This window comes from Chryseobacterium sp. MYb264, assembly GCF_035974275.1.
Lineage (GTDB): Bacteria > Bacteroidota > Bacteroidia > Flavobacteriales > Weeksellaceae > Chryseobacterium.
On the sequence record NZ_CP142422.1, the window covers coordinates 4620842 to 4643144 of the forward strand.

Genomic DNA, 22303 nt, shown 5'->3' on the forward strand with positions numbered 1-22303 from the left:
TTAATTATTAATTAAAGATTAAAAGATTACTTATTACCAATTATTGATTGCTTATAATTAATAATCCGCAGGAGCTTCTAAGTATAATTGTTTGAATGCGGTCTCCAGTTGCTCGTCATTCGGAGCTTTTCCGTGCCAGGCGTGAGATCCCATCATATAGTCTACACCATAACCCATTTCGGTATGAAGAAGAATAACGACAGGTTTTCCTTTTCCTGTTTCTGTTTTTGCTTTTTCTAAAATAGCAATTACGGCTTCTAGATCGTTTCCGTTTTTCTCTTCTAAAACAGTCCATCCGAACGCTTCAAGCTTAGCATGAAGATTTCCTAATGAAAGTACGTGTTCTGTGCTTCCGTCAATCTGCTGTCCGTTATAGTCGATCGTGGAAATGATGTTGTCTACCTTTTTTGCAGAAGCATACATAAATGCCTCCCAGTTTTGTCCTTCCTGCAATTCTCCGTCTCCATGTAAAGTATATACTAAAGAGTTGTCTCCGTCTAATTTTTTACCTTCAGCAGCACCTAATGCTACAGAAAGCCCTTGTCCTAAAGATCCTGAAGCGACTCTGATACCTGGTAAACCTTCGTGCGTTGTCGGGTGACCTTGTAATCTTGAATCTAATTTTCTGAAAGTGCTCAATTCCTCAACAGGGAAAAAGCCAAATCTAGCCAAAGTAGAATAAAAAACCGGAGAAATATGCCCGTTTGAAAGATAGAAATGGTCTTGGTTTTTACCTTCCATTGTGAAAGGAAGATCATACTTCAACACCTTTCCATAAAGGGCTGTGAAGAATTCTGTACAACCTAAACTTCCTCCCGGGTGTCCTGAATTTACAGCGTGAACCATTCTCAAAATGTCTCTTCTGATTTGCGTAGTAAGAGATTTTAACTCTTCGATACTTTTACTCATTGTATAGGATTTATATATACACAAATCTACAATTTTTTAGTGGCTTACGGAAATAGAAAAGGGGCAGGATAGCTTGAAAAAAACTTTAATTTAATTAAAAATGATTGAGTTTGTAGGAGATCCAAATGCTTAATAAGACATAAGATATTATGTTGGCTATGATAACTCCTTTTAAAATTTTAGGCTTTTTGAGGTTATTGAAGATTTTATTTCTTTTTATTGAATGATATTCCATAAAAATTGAAATAGTTAATGCAATTACAAGACTTATAATTAAATCAAAAATAATTTCGCTTGTAATTTTTGAATTTACTGGATATGAAACATTTCCGCAAATAATATTAAGAAGAGGATATTTGGAATAATTTTTAAAATGAGTAAATAATGATATTCCTACAATTACCCTTATTAAACCTTGAAGAAAGAAACCGCCAAGAGTTGAAACGATATTCATTATCAAAACTTCGTGCAAAATCGATTTAAATTTAATCTGAAAAAATTTTGAAAAAATGAATGTTTCAACAATTACAACAAATACAAGTGCAAGTAAAATATACCACCATTCGAAAAAGAATAAAGGTAATGCAGCATTGAAAAGCCTATTGTTAAATTTTTTCATTTGCTGGGTAAACAATGTTATTTTAAATCGATCGAAATTTATTTCTTTCTAATCAACCAAAGCCCAATAAAAGTAAGCAATCCATTAATAATCAATAATTCCAACCCGATTTTAAATTCTCCGAACAAAGTTTCCTGATATTTATCGATAAAATAAGAGGTCACTGGCGCAGCAATACAAACGAATGGAACCAGATTGTCTTTCACTTTAAATTTAGTAAAAATTCCAAAGGCGAAAAGTCCTAAAAGCGGCCCATACGTGAAGCCTGCCAATTTAAGAATTAAACCAATCATCGAATTATCATTGATGACTTTAAAGATAATCACCATAATTAAGAAAGATAATGCCACGATCAGGTGAACATTTTTTCTGAATCTTTCCTTCTTTTTATCATCCCATTCCTTTTTCTCCTTCATTCCGAAAATATCGATGCATAAAGAGGAGGTTAAAGCCGTCATCGCCCCGTCTGCACTTGGAAATAAGGCTGAAATCAACGCAATAATAAAGATGATGGAGATAAATGGAGGCATGTGATTCAAAGCAATATCGGGGAATAACTGATCTCCCGCACTTGCCACATTTTCCTGAGCGCCATAAAGATGTAAAAGCCCGCCCATATAAAGGAATAATGAAATAACACCCAATAAAATAAAGCCTAATGTCACCATATTTTTCTGAGAATCTTTCAGTTTGGTAACCGATAAACTTTTCTGCATCATTTCCTGATCAATTCCGGTCATGGTGATGGTGATAAATGCGCCGGCTAAGACTTGTTTAATGAAGAAACTTTTCTGGTTAGGATCAAAATCAAAGATTTTTGTATAGCCTTTTTCGTTCATCGCGGTAAAACTTTCACCTAAGCTTAATCCTAAATGGTTCAGCATATAAACAGTACAGATAATTAATCCTAAAAGCATACATGAAGTCTGTAAAGTATCGGTCCAGACAATGGTTTTCACTCCGCCTTCATAGGTGTAAAGAATGATCATTGCGAGAATAATCAATGTTGTAACAATAAAAGGAACGCCCAAACTGTTCAGAATGGCAACCTGTAAAATATTCACCACAAGATATAATCTCGCAGTGGCACCCACCAATCTCGAAACAATAAAGATCCATGCTCCCGATTTATAGGAAAGATGACCCATTCTTTGCTGAAGATAGCCGTAAATAGAGGTTAATTTTAATCGATAATATAAAGGGAGAAGAACGTAGGCGATGATCACATAACCTATCAAATATCCCACAGTAATCTGTAAATAAGCAAATTTGTCATTTCCAACAGCTCCCGGAACGCTCACAAAAGTAACTCCCGAAAGTGAAGTTCCGATCATTCCAAACGCCACAAGCATCCAATTACTTTTACGGTTTCCGATGAAGAAACTCTCATTATCACTTCCTTTTCCGGTGCGGTAGGCTACCCAAAGCAGCAATGCAAAATACACGATAATGATGGCAAGTAATATAAATGGAGACATAATTTTATTCGATTAAAATTTTACAAATATAGTTTTTTTATGGTCTGCCGGAAAAGAAAAAACCTTCCGGATGTTACTCTGGAAGGTTTCTCTATTTTAGCATGAACTCGGCAGTATTGGATGAATGCTTGATGATTTTTACATTATCTCACCTTTTCAGGCTTTATCAATCATCTGCCTTGTTTTGTAATTCCTGACTCTTAAAGATAAAATCAAAGGTTAAATGGGAATCTCTTAAAATAATGACTTCACCCACCTGTTTCTTTTTACCTTTACCCTTTTACTTCTATTGAACCGGAGTCTGATTAACTAAAATATCCTGAAGCTCTTCATGTTTCTGGAAAGTAGCTTTTGCAAAAGGGCAAAGCGGAATAATGGTTTTTCCGTTTTTTCTTGCAAAATCTACCGCAGCCACAAGCATTTCTTTGCCAACACCTTGTCCGTTGTATGCTTCTTCCACTTCAGTATGGTCGATGATAAATCTCTCTTCACCAGCCCAGGTGTATGTCATCAAACCTGCGCGGTTTCCTTCTATGAATGCCTCAAAATTTCCGTGCTTTTCGTCGTTGTTTTGTTTTACTTCAATCATATTATGAGAATTTGGTTAATATTTCTATTTCGTTTGTTAATATTTTATGTATCGGGCACGCGTCCGCAATCGTGTGAAGTCTCTTCAATTGTTCTTCATCAAGATTTGTGCCTTCAAAGCTGATATCTCTTTTAAAGATCGCTCTTTTGGTCAATGGAAAGTTTTCAAGTTCTACTTCTACGTTAATGTTTTCAACGTCCCATTCTTTTCGATCGATATACATTCTCAGGGTTGCTGCCGTACAGCTTGCCAAAGAAGTTGCCAGGATTTCAAAAGGGTTAAAACCTTTATTCTGTCCGCCTTTATCTACAGGTTCATCGGTGATCAAAGTATTTTCACCAGCGACAACCTGTGTGTAATATTTTTCTTTTCCTAAACTTGCTTTTACCGTTACCGCCATTGTTTTTTATGTTGGGTTCTAATTTAAATATAAAAATCAATTAAATTTTTAGTTTTTAATCTGATTTTTAAAATTTTCAATTTTGTCTTTGAGCTCTTTCAGCATTTCAGGGTTGATAACGCCACTTTCCAAATCAAAATTTTCATAAAACTTCGGAAGTGAAAAAGTATCTTTAATATCTGCTGCAAATTGCGGAAAAAATGTTTTTGCTGTATTCATCACATTTCCACCGCCGTAACCTCCGGGAGAAGTCGACATCAGAAACATGGGTTTATCCTGAAAAACTTTTACATTAATTCTCGAAGCCCAGTCGAAAACGTTTTTAAAAGCCGAGCTGTACGATCTGTTGTGTTCGGCAAGCGAACAGATAATGACATCAGATTCTTCAATAGCTTTCAAAAAGTGATGCGCTTCTTCGGGGAAACCTTTTTTCTCGCGGTCAACAGAGAAAACGGGCATGTCAAAATCATTTAAATCAATTAAATTGATGTCTTCATTCTGAAAATCTTTCAAAACAAATTTCACCAGTTCTCTGTTGATTGATGTGGAAGATGTACTTCCTGCAAATGCTAATATTTTCATCGTTGATATTTAAAATTCTTTACGGTTTTCTGTTTAAAATCGCTTTTGGAAGCGGAACATATTCTTCCTCATCTCCCGGAACTAAAGGAAAAGCTTCATGATTTTGGTCGTTCCAGTTTACTTTTGCTGTTTCAATTAATTCTTTGTCTGAATTTACGAAATTCCAGAAAATAAAACGTTCTTCATCAAATGGTTCGCCCCCGAAAAGATAAACGGTTCCGTTTTCACTCATGTCAAATTCACACAATTTAGTGTCTTTGGCAATCATTAGTTGCTTTGAACCATAAGAATTTCCGTCTGTAGTAACAGTTCCGTCTAAAACATACATCGCGGCTTCACCGTAAAGATCTTTTCCGATGCTGATTTTTTTTGCATCTGTAGTTTTAATTTCAATAAAAAATAATTTGCTGTGAACCGGAACCGGAGATTTTCTGCCGAACGCTTCTCCCGCAATTAATTTATATTGAATTCCATCTTCATCCCAAACCGGAATTTCTTCAGCTTCGATATGATGGAAAGTAGGCTCAGACTGCTCCAAATGTTTCGGAAGCCCTACCCAAATTTGGAAACCGTGAAGTCTCTTATCAGAATGTCTCAAATATTCCGGTGTTCTTTCTGAATGTACCACTCCTTTTCCGGCAGTCATCCAGTTCACAGCTCCAGGTTTGATCTCCAAAGCACTTCCGATACTGTCTCTGTGGAAGATTGATCCTTCCAGAAGATAAGTTAATGTTGAAAGACCAATGTGTGGATGTGGCGGAACATCAAGATTCTGGTAATCTTTCAACTCAGAAGGTCCCATATGATCGATAAAAACGAATGGTCCGACTGCTCTTTTTTCACGGAAAGGCAATAGTCTGCCGACTAAAAAGTTTCCTATATCCGCGGATTTTTCTTCTATAATAAGTCCGATATTTGACATGATACTAAGGTGGTTTTTTAAATTTTATATAAGCTAATGTAATTAATTTTTCTTCTGTTTACGGTACTTTAAGGAAAATTAAAGTTGATCATAACCGTGAAAGCGCTCATCGACAATACGTTTCCACTCAGGATTTTTTTTAATGAATGCGGCAACGTAAGGGCAGAAGGGGAGTGCTTTTTTATGATGGTCTTCGATATATTGTAATGTTTTTTCGACAACGGCTTCTGCAGCGCCGGTTCCTGAAATCAACAGATCTGCTTCGGTATGGTTTAAGGCAATCTGGCTTCCCATTTCGCGATAATCAATAAAAGCGGAATGACCGTTGAATTCTATTTCGAATCGGTTTCCGGTGTTTACTAATGCTATATTTTCAAATTCTGATTTCATGATTTTGGATTTTTAAATGATGTTGGATTTTCCAAAGACACAAAGAATTTTTAATTTTAAAACTGTTGTAAGGCGCAAGAAAATCAAAGATTTTCATTTTTTTTCATAATCAATTTTATCGAAGATAAAATCTTTGCGTCTTAGAACATAAAGTTTGCAAATGATCTTTGCGTCTTTGTGAAAACCAACGAAAACACAATCACATAAAATTAAGAAAAAGAACTCAATATATAAGTTTGAATTAAATTAATCCGCCAGATAACCAAATCGTCCCAAATTATAATCCTCAAATGCCTGCATAATTTCTTCTCGGGTATTCATCACAAAAGGACCGTGTGGATAAATCGGTTCATTCAATGGCATGCCGCTGATAATTAAAACAATAGCATCTTTTGAAGCTTCAATAGTAAATGTTTCGCCTTCATTTCGGAATAAAACAAAATGATCGGTTGCTGCTTTCTGTTCCCCGTTAACGATGATAGTTCCTTCGATAACCAAAGCTCCGGTATTGAAGGTATCCGGAAAACTGAATTCTGCATTTCCGCCCTTTTTCAGTTTGGCATTCATCATATTCACGGGACTGAAAGTGAAAGCGGGACCCTTCTGATCTTTATATGTTCCGGCAATAACTTCGATAAAACCGTTTTCGCCGAGATCAACTTTCGTCATCTCTGAATTTTTGATGGACTGGTATTTCGGGCAGCTCATTTTGTAGACTGAAGGAAGGTTGACCCAGAGTTGAACCATCTGGAAAAATCCACCTTTTTGTGCCCATTCTTTTTCGTGATATTCTTTGTGAAGAACGCCTTTTGCAGCGGTCATCCATTGTACATCGCCTTCACCGATAATTCCGCCACCGCCTGCGCTGTCGTGATGCTGAACTTTTCCTTTATAAGCTATGGTTACGGTTTCAAAACCTCGGTGAGGATGTACTCCGACACCTCGCGGCTGATCTGTTCCGTTGAAATGAAATTTTGAATTGTAATCCAGCACAAGAAACGGATCCATTCTTTTCATGTCCATTCCCTGTACGCCCGGAATAAAATTATGAACCCTAAAACCATCACCCACAAAATGAGCAGGTCTGGGAGATACTATTTTTTCTACTTTTTTAGTTGCCATAATATTGTTGATATTAGTAAAACAAAGTTACAACAGCTGAAAATCAGATGCATTGATCTGTGGTAAGTATGTGGTTGTTGGTTGCTGGTGGGGGATATCTGAAGCTATAAAAAAAATATCAATACTATTTTTGCAAAATGTAACCTTTTTTAATGTAACTGTCAGATTTAAATGCACTTATATTGTTAAATTTTTAATAAAAAAATACAAACGTAAGAATTGAATATAAACTTTTCTTACATTTGTATTTCTACAGCATAAGGAAATTTTTGGTTAATTCTCTTTCTGCCTCTGAAGATGAACATTAGTCTTAACAGGACAATCGACTCTTTTGAAAGATTACACTGTCCAATTCTTTCCTTTTTTTATGCCTTCTTTACAAATTCTGATTTCAGAGCCATAGCTCCAAATCCATCAATTTTACAGTCAATATTATGATCACTGTCAGGTCTTAAACGAATGTTTTTAACTTTTGTTCCTGCTTTTACTGGCTTCGGGGCGCCTTTTACCGGAAGATCCTTGACAACAACTACAGAATCCCCATCTTTTAATTCATTCCCGTTAGCATCTAAAATTGCGCCTGAATTTGATGCGTCAGCAGTCACTTCTTCCGGATTCCATTCATAAAAACATTGGGAACAAACCATCAAATTATCGCTAGGATAAGTAAATTCAGAGCTGCATTTCGGACAAAGTACAGTATCACTCATATTTTAAATTTTTGCAAAGGTAGGATTTTAAATTTGGGAATGGAAGTCGGAGGAGGGAGGACGGAAGTCGGATGCTATTAACCTTAAAGACAGAACTAAAAATTTTGAACCCAAAATTCTCAACTTAAATTCGTATTTTTGCAGATTCAAAATAGCAGAACCCAATTTTATGGAACTTATTCACAGAAATTTAGCCATCGGAATTCACGATGCTTTACAAGAAACATTTTTCGAAAAAAATAAATATGCCGATAAAGTAATCGAAAGACTTTTGAAAGCACACAAAAAATGGGGAAGCCAAGACAGAGCGGTTGTTTCTGAAATTTTCTACAACATTATCCGTTGGAAAAAACGTCTTGAATACTATATGGGTGAAGGGGTAAAACCAAATAATATCTATAAATTAATCATTGCATATCTTCTTTGGAGTAAAACCAATTATAAAAAGTTTGAAGAGTTCGACGGAATTAAAATCGCTGATATTCTTACGAAACTTAAAAAAAATACCGTTCCTACAAAAGCTATTGAACATTCGATCCCTGATTGGTTGGCTGAAACTTTGGAAAAAGAATTGGGGGAAAAATGGGAGAAAGAAATGTTGGCTTTGAACGAGCAGGCTCCGACGGTTTTAAGAGCAAATTCTCTAAGAACAACTCCGAAAGAGCTGATTTCTGACCTTGCTGATGAAAATATTGTTTCATATCCTATCAAAAATTATCCTGATGCAGTTCAGTTAGAAGAAAAAAAGAACGTTTTTCTTACGACAGCGTTTAAAGAAGGATTATTTGAAGTTCAGGATGCCTCTTCTCAGAAAATAGGCTATTTCCTTGATGTAAAAGAAGGGCAAAGGGTGGTTGATGCCTGTGCCGGAGCGGGAGGGAAAACACTTCACTTAGCCGCTTTGATGCAGAATAAGGGACAGATTATTGCTCTTGATATTTTTGAATGGAAATTGGCTGAGTTAAAACGTCGTGCAAAAAGAGCTGGTGCCCACAATATTGAAACACGTATGATTTCCGACAATAAAGTAATCAAGAGACTTCATGAAAAAGCTGACAGATTATTGATTGACGCACCATGTTCAGGTCTTGGAGTTTTGAAAAGAAATCCGGATAGCAAGTGGAAAATCGACCAGGATTTTATCGACAGAATCAAGAAAGAGCAGCAACAGATTCTTCAGGACTATTCTAAAATGGTAAAAAAGGGTGGGCAAATGGTGTACGCTACCTGTTCTATTCTGCCTTCTGAAAACAATCTTCAGGTAGACGAATTCATCAAAAATAACCCGAATTTTAGAATGATTAAAGATGAGAAAGTAATGCCAAGTACAGGTTACGACGGTTTTTATATGGCTTTGATCGAAAGAGTTTCCTAATTTAGAAATACTTAAAAATATACAGACTACTCTAATTTTTAGAGTAGTTTTTTTTATTTAATGGTTTACTACAAACTGATAAATGAATAGCCTCCATGAGATTCTTATACTGTTTTTTTTTTTTTTTTTTTTTTTTTTTTGAATTTGCCTTTGCCTTAATAAACCCGAAGGGGTTAAATATCAGTAGCGTCGGGTGAAACCCGATGGATAAGTATTTAAGGATGGTATAACCTCGTAGGGGTTGAGTAATTTAAAGGTAATTTCAAAGATAAAATGGTCGTACCTCCTGTTTCCTTTATCCGGTTGATTTCTTACCGGTGACTTGAATCAATTTATATCAATTAAAATTTATCTTTGTGAAAAACCAGTATCATTATGAACAAAAGAGTTTTATTCACTTTTTTTATTTTCTTTTTTTGTCTGTCGTTTGCTCAGACTTATGAAATTCAATACATCAGTTCTTATAACGGGAAAGTTTTGACCGATCAGTCGCCGACGCTTGTCTGGGTAAATGAGAAGGAGAATTTTATCCTAAACAACAAAATCAGAGAGCAAAAATCAGAATATCCATTTGAAATTACGAAAGTGGAAAAACCTTCTAATACCATCATTTCCTATGCTTTTCTGAAATCAAACGAGATTGTTTCCAATGCAGATGTTGAATCTGTAGGAAAACAAAGTTTTGAATTGACTAATGAAACAAAAAAAATCTTGGGCTACCAATGTAAGAAAGCGGTTACAAAAATTAATTCAAATACGATAGAAGTTTGGTATACCAATGATCTTAAAATAAAGGGAGGACCTTCTGTAACGGGACAAAATTTAGGTTTAGTGCTGGAGATCGAGAGAAATAAAAATTCTGTCATTACGGCAAATTCAATTAAAAAAGTAAAGAAAATAGATATTGAAAATATTTTAAAAGGCTCCATCCAACCAACCGATCAGTTGACTTATAAAGATCTTTTATGGAAAAGTAGATTCACTACGTTGAAAGTTTTTGATAATGAGGTGGTTAATTTTTCTGAAGATTCTAAATCTGATCAAAACATAAAAAGATTCGCCAACGGAACAGTTATACTTAAAAAAATAAAGTTTCCCTCTATCTCTGAGGGCGAACTTGTTTTTGCGGAATTAAAGCAACAGTCTAATGGAGATGCGTATGATAGAACGGGGACTGTCTTTTTTATTCCTGAAGATAAATCTCAGTCATTTTTCGATGGACTGGAAAAAGGAGTAAAAACACTTCCTGTTTTCGATAATGGAAACGGAAAGCAGTATTATGGGGTTGCGGCAACCTCCAGTTACGATCCGGCAGTGGAGATGATGAGGTTTTTTACCCCTTTTGGAATTAATAAATTTAATCATATTCAACTGAAAGATAAAAGCTGGCAAACGATAAATCCATATAGGGAAGATATTACTGAACTAAAGCCTTCTTTATCCGGAAAGGAAGTGTGGATCGGTACATTTATCGGAAATTATGATAAAGGAGGTCACAAAGTAAGTCTTGAAATCACCATTCACAAAAGCGATCAGACGGTGAATAAAAATAATACGGTAATTCCTCTTTTCAACTCTTTAAATATTATGGAAATGGCTGGGCAGGACTATTCTACAATGTTTAACAATGACAAAGGTTTGCTCGTAGAGTTTACATTGGAAAAAGACCTTAAAAATGCTCAGTTAAGATATACCACAACGGGACATGGGGGCTGGGAAAACGGAGATGAATTTGTTCCAAAAGCTAATTCTATTTTCCTGGATGGAAAATCTACATTTTCATTCGTGCCCTGGAGAACAGATTGTGGATCTTATAGGTTATTCAATCCAGCTTCAGGAAATTTCTCAGACGGACTTTCTTCATCGGATTTAAGCAGGTCAAACTGGTGTCCTGGAACGGTGACGAATCCTAACTTTATTCCTTTGGGAAATTTGAAGGCAGGGAAGCATAGTATTCAGGTTAAAATTCCTCAGGGACCAACGGAAGGAACGAGCTTCAGTGCTTGGAATGTTTCAGGTGTTCTGTTGGGATCGGACTAAAAAAACAAAACCTTCTTACAATTAGATTGCAAGAAGGTAAAAACACAAATGATGAAAAAAAATTATTTCGAGCCACAAAGTAATGATAAAAATTTGTATAATAAATTATCATAGATTAAGAAATATGTCATAATTATTTCGTATGAATCAATTGATTTCGATTGCACAGTGAAAAATTTCAATTTATTCCAATGTTTTTAGAGTGTTTTATTTATTTTTTTAATTAAAAATTGAATTTTGATTAAAAATTTACCGTTTTGAATATTTTTTATTGTTATTTTTAAACCTTAATAATAATTTTGCTTCTAAATAATAATAAAATGTGTGGAATTGTATGCTTGTTTGATGCCAAACAAAAAACGGAAATACTCAGACCTCAGGTGTTAGAAATGTCGAAGAAAATTCGTCACAGAGGTCCGGACTGGAGCGGAGTTTTCCAAAACGAAAAGGTGATTTTTTCTCATGAGAGGCTAGCGATTGTAGATCCTACTTCGGGAAAACAGCCTCTATTTACAAAAGACGGAAAAGTAGTTCTTGCCGTCAATGGCGAAATTTATAATCACCGAGAATTAAAAGCTGAATTTCCTGAATATGAATTTCAAACAGAATCTGACTGTGAAGTTATTTTAGCATTATACAGAAAATATGGAAAAGATTTTATTGAAAAATTAAACGGGATCTTTGCCTTCTCTCTTTATGATACTGAAAATGATGTTTATCTGATTGCCCGTGACCATATGGGAATCTGTCCGCTTTATCACGGGTGGGATACAAGTGGTCACTATTATGTGGCTTCAGAACTGAAGGCGTTGGAAGGGGTGTGTAAAACTGTTGAGACCTTTTTACCCGGACATTTTCTTTACAGTAAAGACGGGAAAGAATTGCAACAATGGTATGCCAGAGATTGGGAGAGCTTTGAGAATGTAAAAAATAATGAAACAGATATTGCCAAAATTAAAAAAGGACTTGAAGAGGCTGTCCACAGGCAACTGATGAGTGATGTTCCTTACGGAGTTTTGCTCTCTGGCGGATTAGATTCTTCTGTGATCTCGGCAATTACTGCAAAATTTGCGAGACAGAGAATTGAAAGCGGAGACACACAGGAAGCTTGGTATCCGAGATTACATAGCTTTGCAGTGGGGTTAGTAGGATCTCCGGATTTGGCGGCCGCGCAGAAAGCTGCGGAACATATCGGTTCGGTTCACCATGAGGTTAACTTCACGGTTCAGGAAGGTCTGGATGCGATCCGTGATGTGATTTATCATTTGGAAACATATGATGTAACCACCATTCGTGCTTCTACGCCGATGTATCTTTTGGCAAGAGTCATTAAATCGATGGGAATAAAAATGGTACTTTCGGGGGAGGGTTCCGATGAATTATTTGGCGGGTATCTTTATTTCCATAAAGCACCGAACGCGAAAGAATTCCATGATGAAACGGTGAGAAAATTAGGCAAACTTCACCTGTATGACTGTTTAAGAGCCAACAAAGCACTGATGAGCTGGGGAATTGAAGGGCGCGTGCCTTTCCTTGATAAAGAATTTATGGATATTGCCATGACGATCAATCCTCAGGATAAAATGATCAACGTTGCAGAAGGCAGAATTGAAAAATGGGTGTTAAGAAAAGCATTTGAAGATCTTTTACCTGAATCTATTGCCTGGAGACAAAAAGAACAGTTTTCTGACGGTGTGGGATATTCATGGATCGATACGCTAAAAGCGGTTGCAGAAAATGAAGTAACTGACGAAATGATGGTGAATGCGAAATTCAGATTCCCGTTAAACACTCCACAAAATAAAGAAGAATACCGATACAGAACCATTTTTGAGGAACATTTCCCAAGTGAAACGGCTGCTGCAACAGTACCTTCTGTTCCATCGGTAGCCTGTTCTACGCCTATTGCTTTAGAATGGGATGAAGCCTTTAAAAAAATGAATGATCCAAGCGGAAGGGCGGTGAAGGTACATGAAACGTCTTATGATAAATAGGGGTTGGTGTTTTAGCGATAACCTTATCTTTTTTAAATATAGTATGTCTGAAAAAATCTAAAAATATTAACGCTAAAAAACTCAATACTAAGCCCTAAAATGAGCCACCTAAAAAATAAATTTATTAATCCTGTAGCAATACAGGATTTTCTTTTGAATTAACGGTAATAATATTGATATATTTTAACTAAGAATCAAAATTATTATCTAATAAATAATTATATTTGGAAAACGAAAATATCAATTATAAAGAAATGAGAAGAAACATTACGATCTTATTTGCCTTATTATCTATGACTTTTGCTTTCGGACAGGGAAAATATGGCAAGTATCTTAACTCAAAAAAGCTGGCAATGGCTTATAAAACAGTGAAAGATGCCGATAAGGATGATTACTATCAACAGTTTTACTGGCTTGTTAAAGCAGAACAGCTTAAAACCTATCCTCACCTTAAAGATGTAAAGCCTGTCGTTTTATATGAGTTCGTAAAGAAAGTGAATCCTCAGAACCCTACCAAAAAACTGGATGAAAGAGGTAAGGAATTAAGAGCTAATGCAGAATTGTCATTAAATCAATATTTTAAAAATAAAAACTTTGAGAACAATTCTGTTTTAATGTACAATCTTGAAACCTATGTAGATCCTTCAAAAGGTTTGTATTATACAAAGGTAGATCCTGAGAAGATCAAGGAACTGGTTCCTAAAGAATTATTTGCCTTCAACTCAACCAACAGAAATACAGGAGAAGATAAAACGTACTATTTGTGGATCGAGAAGAAAAAAGATGATTTCCATATTGTAGATATTATTCCAAGTGAAAAAGACGATAAAGATTTCTACGTAAGACTGAAACAATATCTTCCGAGCTATAAATTCTCAAAATATGTTCCTTCCGTTAAAAAAGGAACAAAAACAGATAAGACAGATGTAGATTATTATTACATTATGCCGTTTGAGCAGAATACCGATAACATCGAATACAAAACAAAGGATTTTAAAACTTTCACATTAAGCCAATACAGAAAAGCAGGTGATGAATGGAAAGGGGTAGAAAAACCTAGAAGATAAAACCTAAAAGTCTTGTGAAATTTCACAGGACTTTTTAATTTTATAGAGATTTCTTTATCTAAAGAATGGACTGTTTTTTGAACAGTCATCTGTAAACCCCAAAATAAAGTCTGGAAATTTCAAATTTTCAGCCACTAAAAAATGTCAGAACTCGCTCCAACACAAACAACCGTAAAAAAAATATTACCACTGATTCTCGCAACCGCCATCTTTATGCAGATGCTGGATTCAACTATTCTAAACACATCTTTACCATCCATCGCTAAGGATCTTAATGAATCTCCGCTGAATATGCAAAATGCCATTATCAGCTATGTTCTGACACTGGCTGTTTTCATGCCGGCGAGCGGATTTCTGGCGGATCGATTCGGTACAAAGAGGGTTTTTATTGTTTCGCTGGTGCTGTTTAGTATGGGTTCATTATTTTGTGCGATGTCTCAGAATCTTACTCATCTTGTTATTTCACGGGTAATTCAGGGTGTTGGAGGAAGCTTGATGACGCCGGTAGGGAAATTGGCTTTAATTAAAACTTTTGACAAAAATGAACTGTTAAAAGCCATGAATTTTGCTATTATTCCGGCACTTATTGGCCCTGTTTTAGGTCCGTTGGTGGGTGGGTATATGGTAGATTATCTTTCATGGCACTGGATTTTCCTGATCAACATTCCGATTGGTATGCTGGGAATTGCGTTAGGATTGAAATATATGCCTAATTACAAATCTAAAGACGTGGATTTTGATTTAAAAGGATTTCTCATTTTCGCCGCGGCTTCTCTTTTACTCTCTATTTCTTTGGAGCTTTTCGGGGATATGCAGAATATTACTCCGGTTTTAATTGTCTTTATTTTAGGCTTCCTGTTTCTGTATTATTATTACAAACATGCCAAAAGAGATGAACATCCTATTTTTCCACTAAATTTATTTCAGGTAAGAACTTTCAGAGTGGGTATTGTGGGAAATCTGGCCACGCGATTAGGGATTAGTTCAGTTCCTTTATTATTACCATTAATGATTCAGATTGCTTATAAGCAATCCGCAGTAACATCCGGCTGGATCATCGCTCCGATGGCTATTACCGCGATGTTTGGAAAATCGTATGTGATTAAAATTTTAGATAAATTCGGCTATAGAAAAACTTTAATGGTGAATACCTTCATCATCGGGACTTTGATTTGTCTTCTTGCTATTCCCGATGTTCACACGTCATTATATTGGTTTATTCCGATTATTGCAATTTTAGGATTTTTCAACTCCATCCAGTTTACTTCGATGAATACGATTTCCATTGCAGATTTAAGAAACTTCCAGACCAGCAGCGGAAACTCTTTATTATCAGTTAATCAGCAACTGGCCATTGGTTTTGGAATTGCATTCGGATTAATTGTCTTAAAGATCTTTGAAAATACCCCTGGGCTTATTCATCATGAAATTCATAATGCCTTTCGGTGGACATTTTTAAGCATTGGTATGCTGACCATTGTTTCAGGATTGGTTTTCAGAAGACTTCATATTTCAGATGGTAAAAATATGCAGTCGAAAGAGGATGAGTAATAAGCAACTTTTTTATCAGATCCACTGAGCTTTTTCACTGTTAGTTTTAGGATTTCAACGGTTATGAATAGGTTGATCAGATAAAAGAAACTGAGACGGTTTCCTGCGTGAGCTTATTATCTGTATATATCACGAGTTCTCTGTCTTGAATTTTAAGTTTATTCCAATAATAATTTCCTGCAAACCTGCTTTCCTTAACAGTAGCTTTAATTCCATTTTCTGTAACTTTTACTTCTTTGGGATAATAAGAAAATTTAGACAGGTTCAGATCTGACATTTCAGCGGAGCTGAAGATATTCACTTCCCCGAAAAGTTTGGCCACGTAAGCATTGTATGGATTTCTGAAGGTTTCTTCCGGACGGTCATTCTGAATAAGTCTGCCTTCCTGAAGTACCACAATCTGATCCAGCCAGGGAATAATATCCTGAAGTTCGTGCGTGGAAATAATAAGTGAAATCTGATTTTGCTTTACATATCGGAAAAGCTTTTCACGAAGTTCTATTTTTCGGGGAAAGTCCAGATTACTGAAAGGCTCATCGAGAATTAACAGCTTGGGAAGAACGGAAAGAGCTCTTGCAATGGCAACTCTTTGTTGTTGTCCGCCACTTAGATATTTAGGTAATACAGAGGCATATTCCTCCATTCCTACGACTTCGAGAAGTTCCGTAACTTTCTCTTTTTTTTGGGCGAGATTAATATTGGAAATAAATTTCCCCACATTTTCTGCCACTGTTGCATAGGGCATCAAATCGAAATTCTGGGCTACAAATTTCATTTCTGCTTCGCCGGGAACAATATTTCCTTTAGGTCCCCAAAGTTTTTTACCGTTAAAAATAATATCGCCGCTTTCCCAATCCAAGAGTCCGTATATCAAACTCAGTAAGGTAGATTTTCCGCATCCGCTTTCTCCCGCCAGAGCAATGATTTTTCCTGCTTCAAATGTCAGATTAAGATTATTAAACAAAGGTTTTTCCTTTGAATATGAAAAGTGTAGATTTTTTATTTCCAATAGCATGATACAAATGTAGGGAAATGAAATGTTTCTAGGAAAAAATGATTTTTTTTATTACATTAGCGGGAGTGTTAAAAATTTATAAATCATGAAGAAAAAACTGTTTCTATTAGTCATTCCCACAATTTTTACTGCTGTCCTGCTATTTTCCTGTAATAAAGAAAAACCTGTCACAGGCAATGGTAATGAAGTGACAACAACGAAGGAAGGCAAGGAGTTTGTGCTCGATACCCTGAACAGTAAAGTAGAGTGGAAGGGGTATAAAGTTTTTAAATCTGAAAGTACAAGTCATTTTGGAAATATAAAATTTGAAAGCGGTGATGTTACCGTTAAAGAAGGGCATCTGGAAAGCGGAAAATTTGTTGCGGATATGACTTCCCTGACCTCTGTGGATTTGAAAGACGATGCTGAGCAGCTGGGAAAATTAAATGGACATTTAAAAAGTAATGATTTCTTTGATGTGGAAAAATTTCCGACGGCATCCTATGAAATTACAAAGGTGACTCCTTCCGCTGAAGGCGACTATAATACTCTTCTCGATGGGAACCTTACCATTAAAGGCATCACAAAACCAGTTCAGTTCAAAGCGAATATTTCGGTGAAAGAAGGTACTGTAAGCATTGCTACAGAACCCAAAGATATTAAAAGAGAGGAATTTGGAGTTAAGTTTCAGACGCCTGCTGCCAATGGGGTTATCAGTGATGAGGTTACTCTCCAGATCAACGTTAAAGCAATGGAAAAAAAATAATTTTTTTATTTAAGTGAAATAAGTGATTGAAGTCTGCCTCCGGATAAGGGGTAGATTTTTTTAATTATAGGAAAATTATTCCGTCGAAAAACCGTATTTTTGCAAAACATTTTTGAAAGGGTAAAACAATGATAGAAAAGATAGAAGAATTACTCGTTGAGGTAAATGGCTTTAATGCTACATCTAAAGAGGATATTGAAAACTTCCGAATCAAGTACAATGGTAAAAAAGGTGTTTTAAATGATTTTTATGAAACCCTAAAATCGGTACCTAATGACCAGAAGAAAGATTTTGGGCAAAAAATCAACACTCTTAAGACTGCTGTTAACGTAAAATTGGAGGATTTAAAAAATGCCTCTGTATCTTCTGTTATCCTTGAAAAAGAAGATCTTACAAGACCTGCTTTTCCTTTGGATTTGGGTTCGAGACATCCAATTAATCTGGTGAAAAACAGAATTATTGAAATCTTCAAATCGATTGGATTTGCTGTGGCAGACGGACCGGAAATAGAGGACGACTGGCATAACTTTACGGCACTGAATCTTCCGGAATATCACCCGGCAAGAGATATGCAGGATACTTTCTTTATTGAACAGAATCCTGATATTTTGCTGAGAACACATACTTCTTCGGTACAGATTCGTTATATGGAAGAGAACCAACCGCCTATAAGGATTTTATCGCCGGGGAGAGTATTCAGAAATGAAGCTGTTTCTTCACGTTCACATTGTATCTTCCACCAGATTGAAGGTTTATACATTGATGAAAATGTAAGCTTCGCAGATCTTAAACAAACGATTCAGTTCTTTACTACTGAGCTTTTCGGAAAGTCCAAAATCAGATTACGACCGTCCTACTTTCCTTTTACAGAACCAAGTGCAGAGATCGATGTGTACTGGGGACTGAATTCTGAAACAGATTACAGAATTACAAAAGGAACTGGCTGGCTTGAAATTATGGGATGCGGAATGGTAGATCCTGCAGTTCTGAAAAATGTAAATATTGATTCTGAGAAATATTCAGGATATGCTTTTGGGATGGGCATTGAGAGAATTGTAATGCTTCTTTACCAAATGAGTGATATCAGAATGTTTTTTGAAAATGATATGAGAACGTTAGAACAGTTTAAAACTTTATAAACTAATTTTTTAACTTAAAATAAATAAGAATCCCGTAAAAAAATAATTTTACGGGATTTTTTATTAATTTTATACAATAACTCGGGTGGAAATGTTAAAATTATTAAATTTTAAATTTAGAAAAATTGTTCATTATTCTCTTATTGTATGTATTTTATTGATACAGCTGATTATTGCAGGCTTTTTTTACAATGAATTTGTTAATAAAAAACAATTATCTTTTATTGAAAAACAATTAAAGGAGCTGAACTTATTGGAGAACCTGACGAATAATTCGAGAACAGATCTTCTTAATGCACAGGACAATCTTCAGAAATATGTTATTAGTGAAGACCAGAAATATTTGGACGCTTATTTTGCTTCATTAAACAGACTGGGGAAAAATTTGGACCGCATCAGCCAGTACGAAAATAAATTTCCTGAGCTAAAAAATGCAGCGACCCCGAAGACGGATTCATTAGATTTAAAACATTTAAAATCAATGATCGACTCTACATACGGGTATTCTACCCAATCTAATTTTAAGATTAATAAAGAACTTCCGCAGTTAAAAAAATATAATTTTGATTATAATCCTGATAAATTTGATATAGAAACCAAAACTTTTACGGATACTATAAAGAAAAAAGGGCTTTTCGGACGTCTGGGAGATGCGATATCAGGAAAGGAAAATGTAAGGAAAGAAAGTACGGTAATTACGGTAAAACAGGGGAAAAAACTGGATGCAGCTGTGCTTAAAAAAGAGGTTGACAGTATTATTAAAGTAGTTGATCACTATTATTCAGGGGAAATCAAAAAAATACGAGTCAATGTAAAAGAAAAACAGGAAGGAAATGACAGGTTCTATAAGATGTTCTCTAAACTTTTGATGTACAGTAACGGATTAATGGGAATTTACGAGAATTCTATTCAGGTTTCAAAGCAGGATCTTGTAAAAGAATACGAGAAGCAGAATTCCAAAAACAACAGGATAAGAACCTACCTCGTTTTTGGATCGATGATCCTGATGTTTATTGTTTCCATATTAATTATGTTCCTTACCCGCATTGCATTTGTCTATGAAAAACAGCTGAATATGGCGAATAGACAGATTAAGGAAAATCTTAATTTTAAAAACCGAATTCTGGGAATGCTGAGCCATGAGCTGCGGTCACCATTAAAAATAATAGGACTTTTCATTAACCGTATCAATAAAAAAACAGATGATGTAAAAATTAAAGAATACCTGAAGTCGATCAGTTTTACGAATGATACCTTATTAATGCAGGCAAACCAGATTCTTGAATATACCAAAAATCAGGCAGTGGAAAATAAACTGCTCCCTGTGGAGTTTCAATTAAAAAAAGAAATAACATCTATTTTAAATGCCATAGAGCCCTATATTGAAACACGGAACAATCAATTTATTATTCATGAAGATATAGATCAGGATCTTACCGTGTACTCAGATAATAAAAAGATCAATCAGGTGTTTATGAATATTCTGGGCAATGCCAATAAATTTACGGAAAATGGAAAGATCATGGTGAACAGCAGTGCGGAGGTGGTGAATGAAAACCTTGTAAAGCTTACCACAAGGGTCAGTGATACGGGAGCCGGTATTTCCCAGACTGATCTTAAAAGCATATTTGAACCTTATTACCAGGGAGTACTGTCCGAGGATGTTGAAAATCTCGGAGCCGGCCTTGGGTTAAGTCTCTGTAAAGAAATTGTGGAAATGTACTCTGGTGATATTTCAGTGGAAAGTGAGCCGGGTAAGGGGACTGTGGTAACTTTTACTTTTAATTTAAAGATGAACAGATCATGAGTGAACAAAATAATAAATCATTTAATTTTCTTCTTGCCGATGACCATAGCCTGATACGGCAGGGGTTGGTTTTTCTGCTGGAAGATATGGAAGAAAATCATACGATTTTCCAGGCGTCCACTCAACAGAGTGCCCTTGAAGCGGTGAGAGATAACAGGATTGATATCGCCATTATAGATGCTCATTTTCCTGATGGCAACAGCCTGGCTATCCTGCCTGAAATCAAACAGATAAATCCTGGAATTAAAATTCTGATATTTACTGGAATCGATGAAAATATTCACTCGTTACGGTATCTGAATGCAGGAGCGGACGGCTTTTTAAGTAAAATGAGCGATGAGGTAATTATTGAAGAAGCTATAAAAAAGATGATGAGCAACGGTGAATATATTTCCCCGGTTACACAGATGCTGCTTCTGAACTCAATGAAAAATCCTGGTATGATAAACCCTCTTTCCTCACTAACAGAAAGGGAATTGCAGATTGCTGAAATGTACGCTGAAGGTTTAGGGAATCTTGAGATCGCAGGGCAGCTGGATGTTAAACAAAATACAGTGAGTACTATTAAAAGAAGAATATTTGATAAGCTGCGAATTGATAATCTTGTGGAATTAATAGAACTAATTAGAAACAGCCAGTAATCTGAATAGATAAATATCTACAAGGGTAACGAAATACATCGACATCATTTGTAATGTCATAATCGATTTCTGTTCGTATCTTTGTCTCAATAAAAGAAAACGTAAAACGTATTGAAAAAATAAACAGGAACTTTTATTTCTTTTTAATGCAGGTCATAAGAAAGTCAGCAATATTTAAAAACACATAGAGTAAAAATTATGAAAACCTTCGGAAAAGACCGAAGGTTTTTTGTTTGCTTATCCTTACCCCCAAAAGGATTGAATCAGTATTAAATTGGATCAATTCGAAAACCAGGGAATCTAGACAAAGCGCTTAGATTGTTTGAAAATTAAAAGTAGGGTTTTTATTTGCCCCAGATTTCACAAACCCTACTAATGATTGGTAATTTATGGTTTTAAGAAACCGTTTCATCCGTGAAAATCCTTCATCTGTGGGGCAAGATATTCCAATCCTGAAATTTCTTCCCGACTTTTGTAACGGGCTTAAAGAACTTTCGGAGGTTAAAGAAATCAATAGTAGCATTCGTAGCCATAAAAAATATTAATGTTTTTTCTTAATTTTTATAATTAATCATGGGGATTCTGTAGAAAAATATCTACATCTCCCACGAATTAAATCGATGGATTAATGGTGTAAGTGGCTTAGGTATTGATAGATATTTAGTGACAATATGGTTAGACAAGAATCATTGGTTTTGACAATGCGATCAGTGATATACAATAAAAAAGTGATTTGGTGTATTAAGAACACAAGTGATGAAAAAAAATTATTTACCCGTTTCCAACAGATAAAACCTTCGGCATCTTCGAAGGTTTTTTCGTTTGTTGCCTCGTCCTGAAAAAAGTTGAACAGGCTTATTTGCGATAAGTATCAAAATTTGGGGACTAAGCAAAAAGGTAAGCGAATCCTAACTGAAATTTTTTGCCCCCGCAGATTTTGCAAGTGGTTCAGATTTTTTTCTTTACACTTTCCATATTGAACATGAAGGCTCACCAAGTTTTTTTACAGCTTAGTGTTTTAGGTCTCACAAAGCCGTTCTACCTACGGGAGACCACTAAGATTGAGTAAAAAAAAGCCGGCAGCAATATCAGTGGAAAATCTGTGCATCTGTGGGAAATAAAAATATAAACAATTTTTTTCCAAGTTTTAGGTCTGATCCCTTATTTTGTTATTTAAAGTTTTATAAAACAAAATCGGATCATCTTCT

At 35.5% G+C, this 22303-nt stretch carries 21 protein-coding genes; 10 read left to right on the top strand and 11 right to left on the bottom strand.

Going from position 1 to position 22303, the window contains the following annotated elements:
• Positions 1-57 precede the first annotated feature (57 nt).
• From VUJ46_RS20200 to VUJ46_RS20245, 10 genes are all read right to left on the bottom strand, one after another.
• On the bottom strand, positions 58-909 hold the full coding sequence (locus VUJ46_RS20200; protein ID WP_326982474.1) for a transketolase: 852 nt from the start codon (positions 907-909) through the stop codon (positions 58-60).
• Positions 910-1003: 94 nt separating this feature from the next.
• Positions 1004-1528 (bottom strand): hypothetical protein, encoded by a 525-nt coding sequence (locus VUJ46_RS20205; protein ID WP_326982475.1) that lies wholly within the window; start codon positions 1526-1528, stop codon positions 1004-1006.
• Positions 1529-1566: 38 nt separating this feature from the next.
• Positions 1567-3006, bottom strand: coding sequence for a sodium:solute symporter (locus VUJ46_RS20210; RefSeq protein ID WP_326982476.1), 1440 nt, complete (start codon positions 3004-3006; stop codon positions 1567-1569).
• A 286-nt stretch (positions 3007-3292) separates the two neighbouring features.
• Positions 3293-3595, bottom strand: coding sequence for a GNAT family N-acetyltransferase (locus tag VUJ46_RS20215; protein WP_326982477.1), 303 nt, complete (start codon positions 3593-3595; stop codon positions 3293-3295).
• A 1-nt stretch (position 3596) separates the two neighbouring features.
• Positions 3597-3995, bottom strand: coding sequence for an OsmC family protein (locus VUJ46_RS20220; RefSeq protein ID WP_326982478.1), 399 nt, complete (start codon positions 3993-3995; stop codon positions 3597-3599).
• A gap of 48 nt (positions 3996-4043) precedes the next feature.
• Positions 4044-4577, bottom strand: a complete 534-nt coding sequence (locus VUJ46_RS20225) for an NADPH-dependent FMN reductase (RefSeq protein ID WP_326982479.1) — start codon at positions 4575-4577, stop codon at positions 4044-4046.
• Between the two features lie 19 nt (positions 4578-4596).
• A complete protein-coding gene (locus VUJ46_RS20230) occupies positions 4597-5499 on the bottom strand; it encodes a pirin family protein (RefSeq protein ID WP_326982480.1) in 903 nt (300 codons plus the stop codon).
• 78 nt (positions 5500-5577) lie between these two features.
• A complete protein-coding gene (locus VUJ46_RS20235; protein ID WP_326982481.1) occupies positions 5578-5889 on the bottom strand; it encodes a GNAT family N-acetyltransferase in 312 nt (103 codons plus the stop codon).
• A 246-nt stretch (positions 5890-6135) separates the two neighbouring features.
• Positions 6136-7011 (bottom strand): pirin family protein, encoded by an 876-nt coding sequence (locus VUJ46_RS20240; protein WP_326982482.1) that lies wholly within the window; start codon positions 7009-7011, stop codon positions 6136-6138.
• Positions 7012-7376: 365 nt separating this feature from the next.
• Positions 7377-7721: a zinc ribbon domain-containing protein YjdM gene (locus VUJ46_RS20245; protein WP_326982483.1), complete on the bottom strand. Its 345-nt coding sequence runs from the start codon at positions 7719-7721 to the stop codon at positions 7377-7379.
• Between the two features lie 169 nt (positions 7722-7890).
• On the opposite strand from VUJ46_RS20245, the gene VUJ46_RS20250 reads away from it, so the two are divergent.
• The 5 genes from VUJ46_RS20250 (at position 7891) to VUJ46_RS20270 (ending at position 15748) form a co-directional block, all read left to right on the top strand.
• On the top strand, positions 7891-9096 hold the full coding sequence (locus VUJ46_RS20250) for an RsmB/NOP family class I SAM-dependent RNA methyltransferase (protein WP_326982484.1): 1206 nt from the start codon (positions 7891-7893) through the stop codon (positions 9094-9096).
• 375 nt (positions 9097-9471) lie between these two features.
• A complete protein-coding gene (locus tag VUJ46_RS20255; protein ID WP_326982485.1) occupies positions 9472-11136 on the top strand; it encodes a GLPGLI family protein in 1665 nt (554 codons plus the stop codon).
• 320 nt (positions 11137-11456) lie between these two features.
• Positions 11457-13130, top strand: a complete 1674-nt coding sequence (asnB, locus tag VUJ46_RS20260) for an asparagine synthase B (RefSeq protein WP_326982486.1) — start codon at positions 11457-11459, stop codon at positions 13128-13130.
• A 224-nt stretch (positions 13131-13354) separates the two neighbouring features.
• Positions 13355-14197, top strand: a complete 843-nt coding sequence (locus VUJ46_RS20265; RefSeq protein ID WP_326982487.1) for a hypothetical protein — start codon at positions 13355-13357, stop codon at positions 14195-14197.
• Positions 14198-14338: 141 nt separating this feature from the next.
• Positions 14339-15748 (top strand): MFS transporter, encoded by a 1410-nt coding sequence (locus tag VUJ46_RS20270; RefSeq protein ID WP_326982488.1) that lies wholly within the window; start codon positions 14339-14341, stop codon positions 15746-15748.
• A gap of 76 nt (positions 15749-15824) precedes the next feature.
• Here VUJ46_RS20270 and VUJ46_RS20275 read toward each other — a convergent pair whose 3' ends face one another.
• A complete protein-coding gene (locus tag VUJ46_RS20275) occupies positions 15825-16763 on the bottom strand; it encodes a sulfate/molybdate ABC transporter ATP-binding protein (RefSeq protein WP_326982489.1) in 939 nt (312 codons plus the stop codon).
• An 85-nt stretch (positions 16764-16848) separates the two neighbouring features.
• Here VUJ46_RS20275 and VUJ46_RS20280 point away from each other — a divergent pair, with 85 nt between their 5' ends.
• From VUJ46_RS20280 to VUJ46_RS20300, 5 genes are all read left to right on the top strand, one after another.
• The gene (locus tag VUJ46_RS20280; RefSeq protein WP_326982490.1) at positions 16849-17508 is read left to right on the top strand and encodes a YceI family protein; all 660 of its coding nucleotides are present in this window, start codon (positions 16849-16851) and stop codon (positions 17506-17508) included.
• Positions 17509-17636: 128 nt separating this feature from the next.
• Positions 17637-18647: a phenylalanine--tRNA ligase subunit alpha gene (gene pheS, locus VUJ46_RS20285; RefSeq protein WP_326982491.1), complete on the top strand. Its 1011-nt coding sequence runs from the start codon at positions 17637-17639 to the stop codon at positions 18645-18647.
• A gap of 91 nt (positions 18648-18738) precedes the next feature.
• Positions 18739-20454: a sensor histidine kinase gene (locus VUJ46_RS20290; RefSeq protein ID WP_326982492.1), complete on the top strand. Its 1716-nt coding sequence runs from the start codon at positions 18739-18741 to the stop codon at positions 20452-20454.
• Positions 20451-21095 carry a response regulator transcription factor gene (locus VUJ46_RS20295; RefSeq protein WP_326982493.1) on the top strand — a complete coding sequence of 215 codons (645 nt, stop codon included), beginning with the start codon at positions 20451-20453 and terminating at the stop codon, positions 21093-21095. Before VUJ46_RS20290 ends, VUJ46_RS20295 begins: the two co-directional genes overlap by 4 nt.
• 389 nt (positions 21096-21484) lie before the next feature.
• Complete coding sequence (locus VUJ46_RS20300) at positions 21485-21640, top strand: hypothetical protein (protein ID WP_326982494.1); 156 nt, start codon at positions 21485-21487, stop codon at positions 21638-21640.
• Positions 21641-22303: the final 663 nt, after the last annotated feature.

Bases quoted from the DNA above. Each gene is read 5' to 3' on its own strand.
- VUJ46_RS20270 (WP_326982488.1), top strand. From the start codon at position 14,339: ATGTCAGAACTCGCTCCAACACAAACAACCGTAAAAAAAATATTACCA.
- VUJ46_RS20280 (WP_326982490.1), top strand. From the start codon at position 16,849: ATGAAGAAAAAACTGTTTCTATTAGTCATTCCCACAATTTTTACTGCT.
- VUJ46_RS20250 (WP_326982484.1), top strand. From the start codon at position 7,891: ATGGAACTTATTCACAGAAATTTAGCCATCGGAATTCACGATGCTTTA.
- VUJ46_RS20300 (WP_326982494.1), top strand. From the start codon at position 21,485: ATGGTTTTAAGAAACCGTTTCATCCGTGAAAATCCTTCATCTGTGGGG.
- VUJ46_RS20205 (WP_326982475.1), bottom strand. From the start codon at position 1,528: ATGAAAAAATTTAACAATAGGCTTTTCAATGCTGCATTACCTTTATTC.
- VUJ46_RS20220 (WP_326982478.1), bottom strand. From the start codon at position 3,995: ATGGCGGTAACGGTAAAAGCAAGTTTAGGAAAAGAAAAATATTACACA.
- VUJ46_RS20225 (WP_326982479.1), bottom strand. From the start codon at position 4,577: ATGAAAATATTAGCATTTGCAGGAAGTACATCTTCCACATCAATCAAC.
- asnB (WP_326982486.1), top strand. From the start codon at position 11,457: ATGTGTGGAATTGTATGCTTGTTTGATGCCAAACAAAAAACGGAAATA.
- VUJ46_RS20240 (WP_326982482.1), bottom strand. From the start codon at position 7,011: ATGGCAACTAAAAAAGTAGAAAAAATAGTATCTCCCAGACCTGCTCAT.
- VUJ46_RS20290 (WP_326982492.1), top strand. From the start codon at position 18,739: ATGTTAAAATTATTAAATTTTAAATTTAGAAAAATTGTTCATTATTCT.
- VUJ46_RS20295 (WP_326982493.1), top strand. From the start codon at position 20,451: ATGAGTGAACAAAATAATAAATCATTTAATTTTCTTCTTGCCGATGAC.
- VUJ46_RS20235 (WP_326982481.1), bottom strand. From the start codon at position 5,889: ATGAAATCAGAATTTGAAAATATAGCATTAGTAAACACCGGAAACCGA.
- VUJ46_RS20215 (WP_326982477.1), bottom strand. From the start codon at position 3,595: ATGATTGAAGTAAAACAAAACAACGACGAAAAGCACGGAAATTTTGAG.
- pheS (WP_326982491.1), top strand. From the start codon at position 17,637: ATGATAGAAAAGATAGAAGAATTACTCGTTGAGGTAAATGGCTTTAAT.
- VUJ46_RS20245 (WP_326982483.1), bottom strand. From the start codon at position 7,721: ATGAGTGATACTGTACTTTGTCCGAAATGCAGCTCTGAATTTACTTAT.
- VUJ46_RS20210 (WP_326982476.1), bottom strand. From the start codon at position 3,006: ATGTCTCCATTTATATTACTTGCCATCATTATCGTGTATTTTGCATTG.
- VUJ46_RS20275 (WP_326982489.1), bottom strand. From the start codon at position 16,763: ATGCTATTGGAAATAAAAAATCTACACTTTTCATATTCAAAGGAAAAA.
- VUJ46_RS20230 (WP_326982480.1), bottom strand. From the start codon at position 5,499: ATGTCAAATATCGGACTTATTATAGAAGAAAAATCCGCGGATATAGGA.
- VUJ46_RS20255 (WP_326982485.1), top strand. From the start codon at position 9,472: ATGAACAAAAGAGTTTTATTCACTTTTTTTATTTTCTTTTTTTGTCTG.
- VUJ46_RS20200 (WP_326982474.1), bottom strand. From the start codon at position 909: ATGAGTAAAAGTATCGAAGAGTTAAAATCTCTTACTACGCAAATCAGA.